The organism is Salipiger abyssi (assembly GCF_001975705.1).
GTDB classification, from domain to species: domain Bacteria; phylum Pseudomonadota; class Alphaproteobacteria; order Rhodobacterales; family Rhodobacteraceae; genus Salipiger; species Salipiger abyssi.
Window position 1 is genome coordinate 91,281 of sequence record NZ_CP015091.1, and the last position, 15,585, is coordinate 106,865.

A 15,585-nucleotide genomic window follows, 5' to 3' on the forward strand; every position below is an offset into this window, starting at 1 on the left:
GTGCTGGCAATGCCTGCCGGGGTGAAGGTCCGGAATCGCCGTCCCGTCTTGACGCGGGAGCGAGCGGGATGTGGGGCGCTGGCCGGCTCTCCCGCCTGCATCGGCAGGCTGTGACCGGGAGTGCCGGGCGATTCCCACGCTCGCCTTTTGCTTTTTTGCGCTGACCTGAACCCGGACCGGAGACAGGCAAAATGTCGATCACCGGGTTATTCAGGGAAGCGTAACCACGCGGCAGAACGGGTGCGACAGGCGTGCGGTAGCATCGCGACGAAACCGCCGCCGTTCAGGCCCATCCGGCGGCGAGGGTGCTCAACCTAACCGGGTTCGCGCCAGGGGCAGGGTGCGACTCGGGCTTTGTGTTCAGGGCCGCGATTCGCTCTTTCAGGCGGCATCTTCCGGGCCGGAACGGCGCGGCGTGAGGCGCCGGGGCGCTGCGGAAAAAACGTGGCGGAATGCCGTGGCGCATATCTCCACCCAACCTGTCGCAAAGCTTCACGCATCGCGCCGCGCGGATCGCTACGCAATTCCGAATACCTTCCCAGCCCGGGGTGCCATCATGACGCGTTTCAACGCCTTCAACCTTCTCAAGAACGCCCTTTCGGGGCATAAAAACTGGACCGAGCAATGGCCCGACAGCCAGCCCAAGGCCGAGTACGATGTGATCATCGTCGGCGCCGGTGGCCACGGGCTGGGTGCGGCCTATTACCTGGCCACGCAGCATGGCATCACCAATATCGCGGTGATCGACAAGGGCTGGCTCGGCGGCGGCAACACCGGTCGGAACACCACGATCATCCGCTCGAACTATCTCTATGACGAGAGCGCGCGGCTCTTCGACCACGCGGTCGATCTGTGGGAAGGCCTCAGCCAGGAGCTGAACTATAACGTCATGTATTCGCGCCGCGGCTGCCTGATGCTCGCGCATAACGTGCATGACGTGCAGAGCTTCAAACGCCACATCCACGCCAACCGCCTGAACGGTGTGGACAACCGCTGGCTGACGCCGGAGGAGTGCAAGGAGTACTGCCCGCCGGTCAATATCTCGCCGAACGCCCGCTACCCGGTGATGGGCGGCGCGCTTCAGGAGCGGGCCGGCACCGCGCGCCACGATGCGGTGGCCTGGGGCTATGCTCGCGGCGCGGCAATGCGCGGCGTCGACATCATCCAGAACTGCCCGGTGACGGCGATCCGCCGCAATGCCGACGGCTCTGTCGCGGGTGTCGAGACCGGCAAGGGCTTCATCAAGGCCAAGAAGGTCGCGGTCTCCGCCGCCGGCCACACCTCGGTGGTGATGGACACCGCCGGCGTGCGCCTGCCGCTGGAAAGCTATCCGCTCCAGGCGTTGGTGAGCGAGCCGGTCAAGCCGATCTTCCCCTGCGTGGTGATGTCGAACGCGGTGCACGCCTATTGCAGCCAGTCCGACAAGGGCGAGCTGGTGATCGGCTCGGGCACCGACCAGTACACCAGCTACAGCCAGCGCGGCGGCCTGCCGCTGATCGAGCACACCGTGGCGGCGATCTCCGAGGTGTTCCCGATCTTCAACCGCATGCGCATGCTGCGCAAATGGGGCGGCATCGTCGACGTCACTCCGGACCGCTCGGCGATCATCTCCAAGACCCCGGTCTCGGGGCTCTACGTCAACTGCGGCTGGGGCACCGGCGGCTTCAAGGCGACCCCGGGCGCGGCGCATACCTTTGCCTGGACCATCGCCAAGGACGAGCCGCACCCGATCAACGCGCCCTTCACCATGGAACGCTTCCGCACCGGCCGTCTGATCGACGAAGCCGCCGCGGCGGCCGTGGCCCACTGAGACGAGGTTTCCAGAGATGCTTCTGATCCATTGCCCCTATTGCAACGAAACCCTGCCCGAGGCCGAGTTCACCTATGCCGGCGAGGCGCATGTCGTCCGCCCCGAGCAGCCCTCGGGCCAGAGCGATGAACAGTGGGAGGAATTCCTGTTCATCCGCACCAATGTGAAGGGCCCGCATTACGAACGCTGGCGGCATTTCCACGGCTGCGGGCGCTTCTTCAATGCCGTGCGCGACACCGTGTCCGACAAGTTCCTGACCACCTATGAGGCGGACGCCCCGCGTCCCGATCTCTCCAGCCTGACGGAGCGCCAGAAATGAGCCAGTACCGCGTTTCCGGCCGGGGCCGCGTCGACACTTCGCGCCCCGTGACCTTCACCTTTGACGGCAAAAGCTTCACCGGCGCGCAGGGCGACACGGTCGCCTCGGCGCTGCTGGCCAATGGCGTGCACCTGATGGGCCGGTCGTTCAAATACCACCGTCCGCGCGGCGCCGTCGCCGCTGGCAGCGAAGAGCCCAACGCGCTAATCGGCACCCGCCGCGGCCCGGGCCGGTTCGAGCCCAACACTCGCGCCACCGTGCAGGAGATCTGGAACGGTCTCGAGACCAATTCGCAGAACAAGTACCCGAGCCTCAAGTTCGACGTGGGCGCGGTGAACGATGCGGCCTACATGCTGTTCTCGGCGGGCTTCTACTACAAGACCTTCATGTGGCCGAAGAACTTCTGGCACAAGGTCTATGAGCCGTTCATCCGCGCCGCTGCCGGTCTGGGCGTGAGCCCCACCGAGGAGGATCCGGATCACTACGCCTCGCGCTATCTGCACTGCGATGTGCTGATCGTCGGCGCCGGCCCCACCGGCATCGCCGCTGCGCGTGCCGCTGCGGTGGACGGGCTCAAGGTCGTGCTGGTGGACGAGAACGCCGAGGCCGGCGGCACGCTGCTGTCCGAGCCGCAGGCGCAGATCGACGGCCGCCCGGCATGGGACTGGCTGGCCGCCGAGCTCGAGGCTCTGAAGGCGGCGGGGGTCAAGATCATGACCCGCACCACCGCCATCGGCTACTACCACCAGAACATGATCGGCATGGTCGAGAAGCTGACCGATCACCTGCCCGAGCTGCCCGAAGACACCCCGCGCGAGCGGATGTGGCGGGTGCGTGCCCGTCAGGTCGTGCTGGCGCAGGGCGCACTGGAAAAGCCGCTGGTGTTCCACGGCAACGACCGCCCCGGTGTGATGCTGGCGGGCTCGGCGCAGACCTTCCTGAACCGCTATGGCGTTCTGGTCGGCAAGCGTCCGGTGATTGTCACCTCGCACGATTCCGCCTGGTTCGCGGCCTTCGATCTTCAGGATGCCGGCGCGCAGGTGCAGGCCATCGTGGATCTGCGCGAAGGCGTGCATGAGGCGCTTCTGTCGGAGGCCCGCGCACGCGGCATCACCGTGAAGCTGTCGCACACCGCCACCGCCACCTCCGGCCGCCTGCGCGTTTCCTCGCTGCGGGTGAACCCGGTCAGCGGCGGCAGCGTCGGCGCGGGCGAAGAGATCCGCTGCGACGCGGTGCTGATGTCGGGCGGCTGGACGCCCTCGCTGCATCTCTTCTCGCACACCAAGGGCTCGCTCGCCTGGGACGACGACCGCACCACCTTCCTGCCGAAGGACACCCCCGAGGACTGCCTGATCGCCGGCGCGAGCCGCGGTCTCTGGGGCGTCGAGGCGGTGCTGAAGGACGGCGCCGAGAAGGGCCGGGAAGTCGCCGAACTGCTGGGCAAGACCCCGGCGCAGGTGGCCTATTCGGTGGCGGCTGACCGCACCGGCACCGGCGTGTCGATGAAGGAACTGCCGACCGACCGCAGCCCCGGCAAGGCCAAGGCCTTTGTCGACTATCAGAACGACGTGACCGCCAAGGACCTGCGTCTCGCCGTGCGCGAGGGCATGCGCTCCATCGAGCACGTCAAGCGCTACACCACCAACGGCATGGCGACCGATCAGGGCAAGATGTCCAACATCAACGGTCTGAACATCGCCGCCGACGCGCTTGGCAAGAAGCAGCCGCAGGTGGGTCTCACCACCTTCCGGCCGCCCTACACGCCGACCTCCTTCGGGGCCTTCGCGGGCTATCACCGGGGTGATCACTTCGAGGTCACCCGTAAGACCCAGATCGACCCTTGGGCCGAAGAGAACGGCGCGGTGTTCGAGCCGGTCAGCCAGTGGCGCCGGGCGTGGTACTTCCCGAAAACGGGCGAGGACATGGATGCCGCCGTGGCGCGCGAATGTGCCGCGACCCGCAAGTCGGTGGGCATCTTCGACGCCTCCACGCTGGGCAAGATCGAGGTGGTCGGTCCCGACGCGGTCGAGTTCATGAACCGCATGTACACCAACCCCTGGACCAAGCTGGGCGTGGGCCGCTGCCGCTACGGCCTGCTGCTGGGCGATGACGGCTATATCCGCGACGACGGCGTGATCGGTCGTCTGGGTCAGGACAAGTTCCACGTCACCACCACCACCGGCGGCGCGGCACGGGTCATGAACATGATGGAGGATTACCTCCAGACCGAATGGCCCGATCTCAACGTCTGGCTGACCTCGACCACCGAGCAATGGTCGACCATCGCCCTGAACGGCCCCAACGCCGCCAAGCTTCTGGCGCCGCTGGTCGAGGGTGTGGAGCTGACCGAAGAGACCTTCCCGCACATGTCCTGCGTGGAATGCACCGTGGCGGGCATGCCCGCCCGGCTCTTCCGGGTGAGCTTTACCGGCGAGATCGGCTTCGAGGTCAACGTCCCGGCGCCCATGGGTCGCCAGCTCTGGGAAACCCTGTGGGAGGCGGGCCAGCAATACGGCATCACCGCCTACGGCACCGAGACGATGCACGTTCTGCGGGCCGAGAAGGGCTATATCATCGTCGGTCAGGACACTGACGGCACGGTGACGCCCTATGACGCCGGCATGGGCTGGGCCGTGGGCAAGAAGAAGCCCGATTTCGTCGGCATGCGCGGCCTCGCGCGGCCCGATCTTCAGGCCAAGGACCGCAAGCAGCTCGTCGGTCTCCTGACCGAGGACCAGAGCAAACTGGAAGAGGGTGCGCAGATCGTCTTCGATCCCAAGCAGCCGGTTCCGATGACCATGGTGGGGCATGTGACCTCGTCCTACGATACCGGCACCACCGGGCGCCCCATCGCGCTCGCGCTGGTCGAGGGCGGGCACGAGAAACTGGGCGAGACCGTCTATATCCCGATGCCCGACCGCACCATCGCCGCCAAGATCACCTCGACGATCTTCGTCGATCCCGAAAACGCCCGTCTGAAGATCTGAGGAGCCTGTCATGAACGCACCTGTATCCTCCTTCACCTCCGGCGCGCTGGTCGAGACCAGCGCCGCCCGGATCAGCAAGGCCCCCGCCATCGGCCGCCTGTCGCTGCGTGCCCGTGGCGATCTGGCGCCCTTCGGTGCGGCGCTCGGGGTGGGGCTGCCGCTCTCCATCGGTCAGCGCGCCTCGGTGGACGGGACGGAGATCCTCCGGCTCGGCCCCGACGAATGGACGCTGACCACGCCGGTGCCGCGCGCGGCCCAGATCGAGGCGGCCTTTGCCGAGATCTACGAGGCACATCCTCATAGCCTGGTTGACATCTCTGGCCGTGAGGTCACTTTCGAGATCGAAGGCGCGCAGGCCGCAGAGCTGCTGACGCTGGGCTGCCCGCGCGACATCGAGACGATCCTGCCCGGCCAGGGCCGCCGCACGGTGTTCGACGGGGTGACCGTCGTGCTCTGGCGCGATGCCGAGGACCGTTTCCGCATGGATGTGTGGCAAAGCTTTGCACCGCATGTCCTGGCGCTGCTCGACACCGGCTGCCGCGAACTCGCGGCACAGTCCCACTGACCTTTTCTCAGGATCGCATCCATGTTCGACCATCTTCCCAAGACCCGTATCGGTGATGCCGAGATCGCCTCTGCCGTGGCCGAGGAGCTCGACCGCCAGCAGAGCCAGATCGAGCTGATCGCCTCTGAAAACATCGTCTCCGCCGATGTCATGGCGGCGCAGGGCTCTGTGCTCACCAACAAATATGCCGAAGGCTACCCGGGCAAGCGCTATTACGGCGGCTGCGAATTCGTCGACAAGGTCGAGACCGTGGCCATCGAACGGCTCAAGCAGCTCTTCGGCGCGGGCTTTGCCAACGTGCAGCCGCATTCCGGCGCGCAGGCCAACCAGGCGGTGTTCCTGGCGCTGCTGCAACCGGGCGACCGCATCATGGGCCTGAACCTCGCCCATGGCGGCCACCTCACCCACGGCTCGCCGGTCACCATGTCGGGCAAGTGGTTCGACGTCGTTTCCTACGAGGTCGATGCCGACAGCCACCTGATCGACATGGAAAAGGTGCGTGAAAAGGCGCTGGAGACCAAGCCCAAGCTGATCGTCGCGGGCGCCTCGGCCTATCCGCGCAAGATCGACTTCGAAGGCTTCCGCAAGATCGCGGACGAGGTCGGCGCCTACCTGATGGTGGACATGGCCCATTATGCCGGTCTCATTGCCGGCGGGCATTACCCGAACCCGGTGCCGCATGCCCATGTGGTGACCTCGACCACCCACAAGACGCTGCGCGGCCCGCGCGGCGGGGTGATCCTGACCAATGACGAGGCGCTGGCGAAAAAGCTGAACTCGGCTGTCTTCCCGGGCAACCAGGGCGGACCGCTGATGCATGTGATCGCAGCCAAGGCCGTGGCCTTTGGCGAGGCGCTGCAACCCTCCTTCACCGAGTACGGCGCGCAGGTCATCGAGAACGCCCGGGCGCTGGCCGATGTGCTGCAGGTGGGCGGTCTGGGCATCGTTTCGGGCGGCACCGACTGCCACATGGTGCTGGTCGACCTGCAACCCAAGGGCGTCACCGGCAAGGTCGCCGAGATCGCGCTGGAGCGCGCGGGCCTGACCTGCAACAAGAACTCGATCCCCAACGATCCGCAGAAACCCTTCGTCACCTCGGGCATCCGCCTGGGCACCTCGGCGGGCACCACGCGCGGCTTCAAGGAGGCCGAGTTCGAGCTGATCGGCAGCCTGATCCTCAAGGTCATCGACGCGCTGTCGCTGAACCCCGAGGGCGACGCAGAGGTCGAAGCCGCCGTGCGCGAGGAAGTCCGCGCGCTCTGCGACAGCTTCCCCATCTACAGCGTCGAAGGCTGAGCCATGTTCCTCTCGGTCTTCGATGTCTTCAAGATCGGCATCGGCCCCTCGTCGTCGCATACGATGGGGCCGATGGTGGCCGCCGCGCGGTTCCTTGAGGATCTGCGCGGTGGGGCCGAGAAGATCCCCGGTGCGGGCAATCTGCACCGGCTGGCGGCGAGCCTTCACGGCTCGCTGGCCTGGACGGGCAAGGGCCACGCCACCGACCGGGCGGTGATCCTTGGCTTTTGCGGGCTGCTGCCCGAGACGCTCGATCCCGACCGCGCCGAAGAACTCGAGGCGCAGGTGCGGGCCGAGGGCATGGTGCATCCCGAGGGGCTGGCGCCGCTGGTCTTCGACACCGAGGCGGATCTGGTCTTCGATTTCGGGCCGCCGCTGCCGGGCCATGCCAATGGGATGGTGCTGAAGGCCTATGACGAGGCCGGCAACACCTATTACCAGCAGACCTATTATTCGGTGGGCGGCGGCTTTGTCCTCACCGAGGCGGAGCTCGCGGCGCAGAAAGCCGACGACCAGCACAGCCTGCACGACGAAAAGGCCGCGCAGCGCTTTCCCTATCCGTTCGGCACCGCCGCCGAGATGCTGGAGATGGGCGAGACATCCGGCCTGAGCGTCGCGCAGATGAAGCGCGCCAACGAGCGCGTGCTGCACGGCGCCGCGCTCGACGACAAGATCGACCGTATTCTCGACACGATGGACGAATGCGTCGCGCGCGGACTGGAGCAGGAGGGCATCCTGCCCGGCGGGCTCAAGGTGCGCCGCCGCGCCAAGGCGATCCACGACCAGCTTCAGGCGGAAAAGGGCATGAATCTCGCCCAGCCGCATCAGGCCAATGACTGGATGAGCGTCTATGCCATGGCGGTGAACGAGGAGAACGCCGCCGGGGGCCGCGTGGTGACCTCGCCCACCAACGGCGCTGCGGGTGTGGTGCCGGCTGTGATCCGCTATTACCGCGACCATTGCGTCGGCGCGACGCGCCAGGGCTGCCGCGACCTGCTGCTCACCGCCTCTGCCATCGGCGGGCTGATCAAGCACAACGCCTCGATCTCGGGCGCCGAAGCCGGCTGTCAGGCCGAGGTCGGCAGCGCCGCCGCCATGGCCGCCGCCGGGCTCTGCGCGGTGCTGGGCGGATCGAACAAGCAGATCGAGAACGCCGCCGAGATCGCGCTCGAACACCATCTGGGCATGACCTGCGACCCCGCCGCCGGGCTGGTCCAGGTGCCCTGCATCGAGCGCAACGCGCTCGGCGCGATCAAGGCCGTCTCCGCCGCCGCGCTGTCGCTGCGTGGCGATGGCGAGCATTTCATGCCGCTCGACAACTGCATCCGCGTGATGCTCCAGACCGGGCAGGACATGAGCGAGAAATACAAGGAAACCTCGACCGGCGGGATTGCCGTCAACCTGCCGGAATGCTGAGTTCAAGAAAGGTCCAACAGACATGACCAAGATCATCCTGACCGTCTCCTGCCCGGTGCGCCCGGGCATCGTGGCGGCGATCTCCGCTTATCTGGCGGAGCAGGGCTGCAACATCCACGACAGCTCGCAATTCTCCGACATCGCCAATGACCGCTTTTTCATGCGTCTCAGCTTTGTTTCGGAGCAGGGCCGCAGCCGCGAGGCGCTGCGCGACGGCTTCGCCGCCACCGCCGCGAGCTTCGACATGGATTACGAATTCCACGACCCGTCGGAGAAGATGAAGGTCATCATCATGGTGAGCCGGTTCGGCCACTGCCTGAACGACCTGCTCTACCGCTGGCGCATCGGTGCGCTGCCGATCGACATCGTGGCGGTGATCTCGAACCATATGGATTATCAGAAAGTGGTGGTGAACCACGATCTGCCGTTCCACTGCATCAAGGTCACCAAAGCCAACAAGCCCGAGGCCGAAGCCGAGCAGATGCGCATCGTGCGCGAGACCGGCGCCGACCTGATCGTGCTGGCGCGCTACATGCAGATCCTCAGCGACGAGATGTGCAAGGAAATGTCGGGGCGGATCATCAACATCCACCACTCCTTCCTGCCGAGCTTCAAGGGTGCGAACCCCTACAAGCAGGCCTTCGAGCGCGGCGTGAAACTCATCGGCGCGACCTCGCATTACGTGACCGCCGATCTCGACGAAGGTCCGATCATCGAGCAGGACACGGTGCGCGTGACCCATGCGCAAAGCTCGGAGGATTACGTCTCGCTCGGTCGTGACGTGGAAAGCCAGGTGCTGGCCCGCGCCATCCATGCGCATATCCACCGCCGGGTGTTCCAGAGCGGTGACAAGACCGTGGTCTTCCCCGCGAGCCCCGGCGAATACGCCTCGGAGCGTATGGGCTAAACCTGCAACGATCCTAGAGTCCGCGCGGCGCCCATGCCGCGCGGGCCGTCAATGCGCCGCGCCACCGCCGCCGGGGCGCGGCGGTTTCATCGCCAGTGCAAGCGCCGCGAGCCCGGCGAACAGCACCGTGATCAGCGTGAACACGTCGATGAAGGACATCACCGTCGCCTGTTGCGCCACGCGCCCGACAAGCTGCGCCAGAGCGCCCTTTTCGCCGTCGATCCCCTGCGCCTGCAAATTCGCGCCCAGCATGTCGAGCTGACGCAGCGCCTCATGGTTGGACCAGCTCAGCGCCTCGCCCAGCCGCGCGCGGTGCAGCGCGCCGCGGTCGGTCAGCAGCGTGTTGATCACCGCCAGCCCCACCGCACCGCCGAGATTTCGCATCAGGTTATAGAGCCCCGAGGCGCTCTTCATCTTGTCCGGCGGCAGCGTGCCGAGCGCGAGGTTGTTGATCGGCACCATGCAGATCATCAGCGACAGGCCGCGCAGGATCTGCGGCACGAGCAGTTCCTGGAAATCCCACTCGGCGGTCATTCCGGTCAGCATCCAGGACGAGGTGGCAAAGCCCACGAAGCCGGCCAGCAGCATCACCCGCAGGTCGATCTTGGAGGAAAGAAACCCGGCCAGCGGCGCGCTGAAGAACATCGCGAGGCCGGAGACGAAGACCGTCTTGCCGATCATCAGGCTGTCGTAATCGCGGATCGAGGACAGGTAGAGCGGGTAGAGATAGGTCATCCCGTAAAGCCCGATCCCCATGACGAAGCTGAAGACCGAGCCCACGGCAAAATTCACATTGCCGAAGGCCGAGAAATCCACCACCGGGTTTTTCCGCGTGAAGGCGCGCCAGAAGGTCACCATCCCGCCGACCACCATGACGACAAAGAGCGCCGCAACGATCTCGTCCTGAAACCAGTCATTGCCCGGGCCCTCTTCGAGCACGAATTCCATCGCGCCGAGGAAGCAGGCCAGCGCGCCGAGGCCGATCCAGTCGAAACTGTCGAAGAGGCTCCAGTCCGGCTTGTCGAAATCCACCAGTGCCAGCACGCCGATGGTCACGCCGATGCCGGCGGGCACGTTGACGAGGAACAGCCAGTGCCAGCTCATGGCGTGGCTGAGATAGCCGCCGACCGTGGGGCCGACGGTGGGGGCGAGCGTGGCGACAAGGCCGATCATCGGCGAGACGACGCTGCGCTTGGAGGCGGGGAAGATGGTGAAGGCCGCGGCAAAGACCGAAGGGATCATGCCGCCGCCGAGAAAGCCCTGCACCGCGCGCCACAGGATCATCTCGTTGATCGAGCCGGAAGTGGCGCACATGAAGGAGGCGGCGGTGAATCCCGCCGCCGAGGCCGCGAAGAGATAGCGCGTCGACATCATCCGCCCGAGCAGCCCCGAAAGCGGGATCATCACCACCTCGGCGATGAGATAGGAGGTCTGCACCCAGCTGATCTCGTCGGCAGAGGCGCCGAGCCCGGCCTGGATCTCGGGCAGCGAGGCGGAGACGATCTGGATATCGAGGATCGCCATGAACATGCCAAAGACCATGACGAGAAACGCCGCGACCCGGCGCGGCGTGATCTGTGGCTCCTCGGGCTGGTCTGCGGCGGCGGCGCTCATTTCAGCGCCTGCGCCACATGGGTGCCGGCGGGGGCGGTGCGGCGGTCGATCTCGACCACTACCGACAGCCCGGCGCGCAGTCCCTCGGTTTCTGCCGGCAGCTCGATGCGCACCGGCACGCGCTGCACGATCTTGGTGAAATTGCCGGTGGCGTTGTCCGCCGGCAGCAGCGAGAAGACCGAGCCGGTGGCCGGCGCGACCGAGACGACCCGGCCCTCGATCGCGTTGCCCTCCATCGCGTCGATGCTAAGCGTCGCGGTCTCGCCCGGCACGATGCCGTCGAGCTGGGTTTCCTTGAAATTCGCCTCGACATAGAGCCCCCGGTCGGGGACGACGGCGGCCAGCCGGGCGCCGACATTGACCAGCTCGCCCGCCTCGATGGCGATATTGGCGACGATGCCGTCGAAGGGCGCGCGCAGAACCGTGTGATCGAGATCGCGTTGCGCCTGGTCGATGTCGAGCTGAAGCTCGCGACGGCTCGACTCGGTCTCGGCGCGCTCGGCCTGCAATACGGCGATCTCCGCCTTGGCCCGTTCGATGGAGGCGAGGGCGGCGGCGCGGTTGGCCCGCGCGGTTTGCAGCGCGCCGTTGGCGTCGTCGAGATCGGCCTGTGAGGCGACCTTGCGCGCGGCCAGCCCCTTGATCCGCGCCTGGGTGGTCTCGGCCGTATGCAGCCGCGCCTCGGCGCCGGAAAGCTCTGCCTCGGCCTGGGTGACGCTGGCCTTGGCGGCGGTGATCTGCGCCTCGATCCGCGCCAGCGTGCGGTCGAGCGTCGGCAGTTTGGCCTGCGCCTGTTCCAGCGCGATGCGGTAATCGCCGTCCTCGATGGTCACCAGCACGTCGCCCTTGCTCACATGCTGGTTGGCCTGCACCGGGATCTCGGCGACATAGCCCTGAAGCTTGGAGGAAACCAGCGACAGGTCGGCCTGCACATAGGCGTCGTCGGTGCCGACCATGAACCGCCCATTGGTCCACCAGCCATAGCCCGCATAGCCCCCCGCCAGCAGCGCCAGCAGCGCGATCCCGCCCAGCACCCGCGCCCGACCGCCGCGCTTTTTCGGCGGCTCAGCCTGCGCTTGGGTTTCGGTGTTTGCAGCGTCGATGCGGTCTTGGCGGGACATGGGCGGGCCTTCGGAACAAGGAGGTACGGATCGAACCGGTCGGTTCGATACCAGTTAGGAGGGTCTCCGTACAAAATCAAGGCTTCATCGAACCGGTTGGTTCGATTATATTGTCTCCCATGACACCGCAGACACTCAGCGACGGGGCAGAGGCCGACGCGCACAAGCGCCGCCACGCCGCCGGCCAGGACCCCGAAAAGCGCCGCCAGATTCTGGAGGGCGCTTGGCGTGTGTTTGTTGATCAGGGGTTCGACGCGGCCTCGATGAACAGCATCTGCAAGGCGGCGGGGGTCTCGAAGGGCACGCTCTATGTCTATTTCGAAAACAAGGCAGATCTCTTTGTTGCGCTGGTCGAAAGCAAGCGGCAGGCGCTGTTTGACGGGATCGTCGGGCGGCTCGCCGAGGCCGGCAGTATCGAGGAGCGGTTGCTTGCCTATGCCACCGGCCTTGCCGCGCAGCTCAGCTCCGACGATGTGATCCGCGCGCAGCGCATCGTGGTGAGCGTGGTCGAGCGCATGCCGGAGCTCGGCATCCGCTTTTACGAAGCCGGCGCGCGGCAGTTCCTGAACCGGCTCGAAACCTTCCTGCGCGAAGAGACGGAGGCGGGCAACCTCGCGGTGCCCGATCCGGCGCTCGCGGCGTCGCAGTTCGTCGAGCTGTCGACGACGAACACCTGGCGCGCGCGGCTCTTCGGGCGCCGTCCGGACGCGCCGGACGACGCGGAAATCGACCGCGTCGCGCGCGAGGCGGTGCGGGTGTTCATGGCCGCCTACAAGGCCTGAAACAGGGGCTCAGCCCCTGACCAGATCCAGCAGCTCCGCGTGCAGTTCCGGTGTGGCGGCGGTGACCACGCGCCCGTCGGAGTCGAAATCGAGCGGCTTGCCGTCCCAGTCCGTCATGATTCCGCCGGCGGCCTCCACCACCGCCGCAACCGGCAGGTAGTCGTAGGGTTTGAGATCGTAATCGACCACGGCGTCGATGCGCCCCTCGGCCACCAGTGCGTGCGGCTGACAGTCATAGCTCATGCGGCGCAGCTTGCCGGCACGGCAGAGCCGCCCAAAGAGCGCCGGGTCCGCCGCATGGATCTTTTCGCCTTCGTTCACAAAGAGCGTCGCCTCGGCCAGCGCGGTGCAGCCCGAGACGGCGATCGGTGCGCCGTCCTTTTCCGCGCCCTTGCCGCGCAGGCCGGTATAGACCGTGCCGAGCGCGGGCAGGCGGATGATGCCGAGCTGCGGCAGCCCGTCCTCGACTAGTGCCAGCAGCATACCGAAGAGCGGCACGCCGGTGATGAAACTCTTGGTGCCGTCGATCGGGTCGACCACCCAGATGCGCGCGCGGTCGAGCCCCGCGGTGCCGAACTCCTCGCCAAAGATCCCGTCTTCGGGAAATTTTTCCGACAGTGCATCGCGGATGCTGAGTTCCGTGTCGCGATCCGCGCGGGTGACCGGGCTTTCGTCTTCCTTCAGGTCGGCGGGCGGCGGGCTGGCAAAGGCCCCGGCAGAGATGCGGGCCGCCGCGCCCGTGATGTCGAGCGCGGCCTGCAAGGCGGTGGTCAGATCAGTCATTGGGGGGCTCCGGTTGTCTGGGGGCGGGCCGAGGCCAGTTTGACCTCGATATCGAGCGCCGCAAGCGCTGCGGCGAGATCGTCCGGCGGTGGCGCGTCGGTGATCAGCAGATCGAGCAGATGCGGATCGGCGAGCGATATCGGCGCGCGGCGGCCGAACTTGGTGCTGTCGGCGGCGAGAATACGTGTGGTGGCACGGTCCATGATGGCGCGCGAGAATTTGGCTTCCTCCAGATCGAAGATCAGAATGCCTTTCTGTGCGTCGATGGCGGCGGCGGAGAGGATGGCGAAATCGGTCTGGAAGCGTTCGACGAAATCCAGCGCGTCCACGCCGAAGATACCACCGTCATGGCCGCGCAGTTCGCCGCCCGGCATGAAGACGCGGTTGCCGTTGCGCGCCGCCAGCGCATGCGCCACGGCGACCGAGTTGGTCACGATGAACAGATCCGAATGCCCCTGCAAGGCCTGCGCGATATAGGCGGTGGTCGAGCCGATATCGAGAAAGAGCGAGGCACCGTCGGGCACCCGCCTGGCCACATGCGCCGCGATCCGGCGTTTCGCGTCGGGCGCCTCGGACATGCGGGCGGAAAAGCTGAGCTCGGTCTTGGTCTCGGCCAGATGCACCGCGCCGTGCACCTTATGCACCAGCCCGTCATCCGACATCTTCTTAACGTTGCGCCGGATGGTCTCCTCGGTGACCCCGAGCGTCTCGGCGAGTGTCTGGATCCGGCTGTTGCCGCCGGAGAGGCGGAGAATCTCCAGAATCTCATGCCCCCGTGCGGCGGCGGTCGTATTGGTTCGGTGGTCCATGCGTGTTGTTTCCTGCTGCCGCAAGCGCGTTTCGATGCGTGACACGAGAAAAAAGCCACATTTTTCAACATTAATACAGGAAAAAAATGGTATAAATCGAAAAAGATGTTGATTTATGTCTGAAACCTGATGATTTTCGAACCATGGAAGCCGGAGCAACCGGCCCCCTGACAAGATCAGACAGACGACAGGAGAGGTACTATGAACATTATTGGAGCGATCGGGGTCGGCGCGCTGGCCCTCACAGCCGGAAGCGCCGCCTTTGCAGAGGTGGAAAGCACCGATCCGATCAAGCTGACGCTGCACGACTGGAGCGGCCAGCTTCTCACCACCACGATCATGGGCAAGGTGCTCGAGGAAGCGGGCTACAATGTCGAATACGTTCAGGCCGACTACATCGCGCAGTTCGCCGGGCTGAAGACCGGCGACCTGCATGTGGCGATGGAGATCTGGGAAACCACCGGGCGCGAGGCGATGGACGAAGCCTTTGCCACCGGCAACGTGGTCTCCTTCGGCCCCACCGGCATGGATGCCATCGAGGAATGGTGGTTCCCCGCCTACATGAAAGACATCTGCCCGGGCCTGCCCGACTGGCAGGCGCTGAACGATTGCGCGCAGGAATTCGCCACGGCAGAGACCGCGCCGTTCGGGCGTTATCTCGGCGGGCCGGTGACCTGGGGCGGCTTTGACGAAGAGCGCATCGAGTCGCTTGGCATGGATTTCGAGGTCGTGCATGCGGGCACCGATGCGGCGCTCTTTGCCGAGCTTGAATCGGCCTATCAGCGTCAGGCGCCCATCGTGCTGTGGCTCTATTCGCCGCATTGGGCACCGGCGAAATACGAGGGCGAATTCGTCGATTTCCCCGATTACGAGCCGGCCTGCTACGAAGATCCCTCCTGGGGCATCAATCCCGACATGGCCTATGATTGCGGCAAGCCCACCGGCAATATCTGGAAGGTCGGCTGGTCCGGCGTCGCCGAGAAATGGCCCGGTGCCGCCGCCGCTATCGAGGCCTTCACGCTCGACAATGCCGCGATGGGCGAAATGGTCGGCAAGGTCGATCTCGACGGCCAGGACGTCGATGCCGTCGCGCAGGAATGGCTCGACGCCCACAAGGACGTGTGGTCGGCCTGGATCGCGGACTGAACTCTCCCTGCCGGCTTCGGCCGGCCCAAC

At 66.0% G+C, this 15,585-nt stretch carries 13 protein-coding genes; 9 read left to right on the top strand and 4 right to left on the bottom strand.

The genetic code is table 11. The features are described from left to right. Positions 1-556: 556 nt before the first annotated feature. The 7 genes from Ga0080574_RS01970 to purU are packed head-to-tail and all read left to right on the top strand — an operon-like array spanning position 557 to position 9,300. Entirely contained in the window at positions 557-1,810 is a 1,254-nt protein-coding gene (locus tag Ga0080574_RS01970; protein WP_076694773.1) for a sarcosine oxidase subunit beta family protein, read from the top strand. Positions 1,811-1,826: 16 nt separating this feature from the next. After that, the gene (locus Ga0080574_RS01975) at positions 1,827-2,129 is read left to right on the top strand and encodes a sarcosine oxidase subunit delta (protein WP_076694775.1); all 303 of its coding nucleotides are present in this window, start codon (positions 1,827-1,829) and stop codon (positions 2,127-2,129) included. Continuing rightward, complete coding sequence (locus Ga0080574_RS01980; RefSeq protein ID WP_076694777.1) at positions 2,126-5,116, top strand: sarcosine oxidase subunit alpha; 2,991 nt, start codon at positions 2,126-2,128, stop codon at positions 5,114-5,116. Before Ga0080574_RS01975 ends, Ga0080574_RS01980 begins: the two co-directional genes overlap by 4 nt. Positions 5,117-5,126: 10 nt before the next feature. Beyond that, positions 5,127-5,681, top strand: a complete 555-nt coding sequence (locus Ga0080574_RS01985; RefSeq protein ID WP_076694779.1) for a sarcosine oxidase subunit gamma — start codon at positions 5,127-5,129, stop codon at positions 5,679-5,681. Between the two features lie 21 nt (positions 5,682-5,702). Beyond that, entirely contained in the window at positions 5,703-6,977 is a 1,275-nt protein-coding gene (glyA, locus tag Ga0080574_RS01990; RefSeq protein ID WP_076694781.1) for a serine hydroxymethyltransferase, read from the top strand. A 3-nt stretch (positions 6,978-6,980) separates the two neighbouring features. Next, on the top strand, positions 6,981-8,393 hold the full coding sequence (locus Ga0080574_RS01995) for an L-serine ammonia-lyase (RefSeq protein WP_076694783.1): 1,413 nt from the start codon (positions 6,981-6,983) through the stop codon (positions 8,391-8,393). 22 nt (positions 8,394-8,415) lie between these two features. Beyond that, positions 8,416-9,300 (top strand): formyltetrahydrofolate deformylase, encoded by an 885-nt coding sequence (gene purU / locus Ga0080574_RS02000; RefSeq protein ID WP_076694785.1) that lies wholly within the window; start codon positions 8,416-8,418, stop codon positions 9,298-9,300. A gap of 48 nt (positions 9,301-9,348) precedes the next feature. Here purU and Ga0080574_RS02005 read toward each other — a convergent pair whose 3' ends face one another. Beyond that, positions 9,349-10,914 (bottom strand): DHA2 family efflux MFS transporter permease subunit, encoded by a 1,566-nt coding sequence (locus tag Ga0080574_RS02005; protein ID WP_076694787.1) that lies wholly within the window; start codon positions 10,912-10,914, stop codon positions 9,349-9,351. Then, positions 10,911-12,035, bottom strand: a complete 1,125-nt coding sequence (locus Ga0080574_RS02010; RefSeq protein WP_076694789.1) for an HlyD family secretion protein — start codon at positions 12,033-12,035, stop codon at positions 10,911-10,913. The genes Ga0080574_RS02005 and Ga0080574_RS02010 overlap by 4 nt, the downstream gene beginning before the upstream one ends. A gap of 119 nt (positions 12,036-12,154) precedes the next feature. Between Ga0080574_RS02010 and Ga0080574_RS02015 the strand changes: the two genes are divergently transcribed. Then, entirely contained in the window at positions 12,155-12,817 is a 663-nt protein-coding gene (locus Ga0080574_RS02015) for a TetR/AcrR family transcriptional regulator (RefSeq protein ID WP_076694791.1), read from the top strand. Positions 12,818-12,826: 9 nt separating this feature from the next. Here Ga0080574_RS02015 and Ga0080574_RS02020 read toward each other — a convergent pair whose 3' ends face one another. Continuing rightward, positions 12,827-13,600 carry an inositol monophosphatase family protein gene (locus tag Ga0080574_RS02020; protein WP_076694793.1) on the bottom strand — a complete coding sequence of 258 codons (774 nt, stop codon included), beginning with the start codon at positions 13,598-13,600 and terminating at the stop codon, positions 12,827-12,829. Further along, positions 13,597-14,409, bottom strand: coding sequence for a DeoR/GlpR family DNA-binding transcription regulator (locus Ga0080574_RS02025; protein WP_076694795.1), 813 nt, complete (start codon positions 14,407-14,409; stop codon positions 13,597-13,599). Before Ga0080574_RS02025 ends, Ga0080574_RS02020 begins: the two co-directional genes overlap by 4 nt. Positions 14,410-14,610: 201 nt before the next feature. On the opposite strand from Ga0080574_RS02025, the gene Ga0080574_RS02030 reads away from it, so the two are divergent. Beyond that, positions 14,611-15,555 carry an ABC transporter substrate-binding protein gene (locus tag Ga0080574_RS02030; protein ID WP_076694797.1) on the top strand — a complete coding sequence of 315 codons (945 nt, stop codon included), beginning with the start codon at positions 14,611-14,613 and terminating at the stop codon, positions 15,553-15,555. Positions 15,556-15,585 lie beyond the last annotated feature (30 nt).

Bases quoted from the DNA above. Each gene is read 5' to 3' on its own strand.
- Ga0080574_RS01970 (WP_076694773.1), top strand. From the start codon at position 557: ATGACGCGTTTCAACGCCTTCAACCTTCTCAAGAACGCCCTTTCGGGG.
- Ga0080574_RS01975 (WP_076694775.1), top strand. From the start codon at position 1,827: ATGCTTCTGATCCATTGCCCCTATTGCAACGAAACCCTGCCCGAGGCC.
- Ga0080574_RS01980 (WP_076694777.1), top strand. From the start codon at position 2,126: ATGAGCCAGTACCGCGTTTCCGGCCGGGGCCGCGTCGACACTTCGCGC.
- Ga0080574_RS01985 (WP_076694779.1), top strand. From the start codon at position 5,127: ATGAACGCACCTGTATCCTCCTTCACCTCCGGCGCGCTGGTCGAGACC.
- glyA (WP_076694781.1), top strand. From the start codon at position 5,703: ATGTTCGACCATCTTCCCAAGACCCGTATCGGTGATGCCGAGATCGCC.
- Ga0080574_RS01995 (WP_076694783.1), top strand. From the start codon at position 6,981: ATGTTCCTCTCGGTCTTCGATGTCTTCAAGATCGGCATCGGCCCCTCG.
- purU (WP_076694785.1), top strand. From the start codon at position 8,416: ATGACCAAGATCATCCTGACCGTCTCCTGCCCGGTGCGCCCGGGCATC.
- Ga0080574_RS02005 (WP_076694787.1), bottom strand. From the start codon at position 10,914: ATGAGCGCCGCCGCCGCAGACCAGCCCGAGGAGCCACAGATCACGCCG.
- Ga0080574_RS02010 (WP_076694789.1), bottom strand. From the start codon at position 12,035: ATGTCCCGCCAAGACCGCATCGACGCTGCAAACACCGAAACCCAAGCG.
- Ga0080574_RS02015 (WP_076694791.1), top strand. From the start codon at position 12,155: ATGACACCGCAGACACTCAGCGACGGGGCAGAGGCCGACGCGCACAAG.
- Ga0080574_RS02020 (WP_076694793.1), bottom strand. From the start codon at position 13,600: ATGACTGATCTGACCACCGCCTTGCAGGCCGCGCTCGACATCACGGGC.
- Ga0080574_RS02025 (WP_076694795.1), bottom strand. From the start codon at position 14,409: ATGGACCACCGAACCAATACGACCGCCGCCGCACGGGGGCATGAGATT.
- Ga0080574_RS02030 (WP_076694797.1), top strand. From the start codon at position 14,611: ATGAACATTATTGGAGCGATCGGGGTCGGCGCGCTGGCCCTCACAGCC.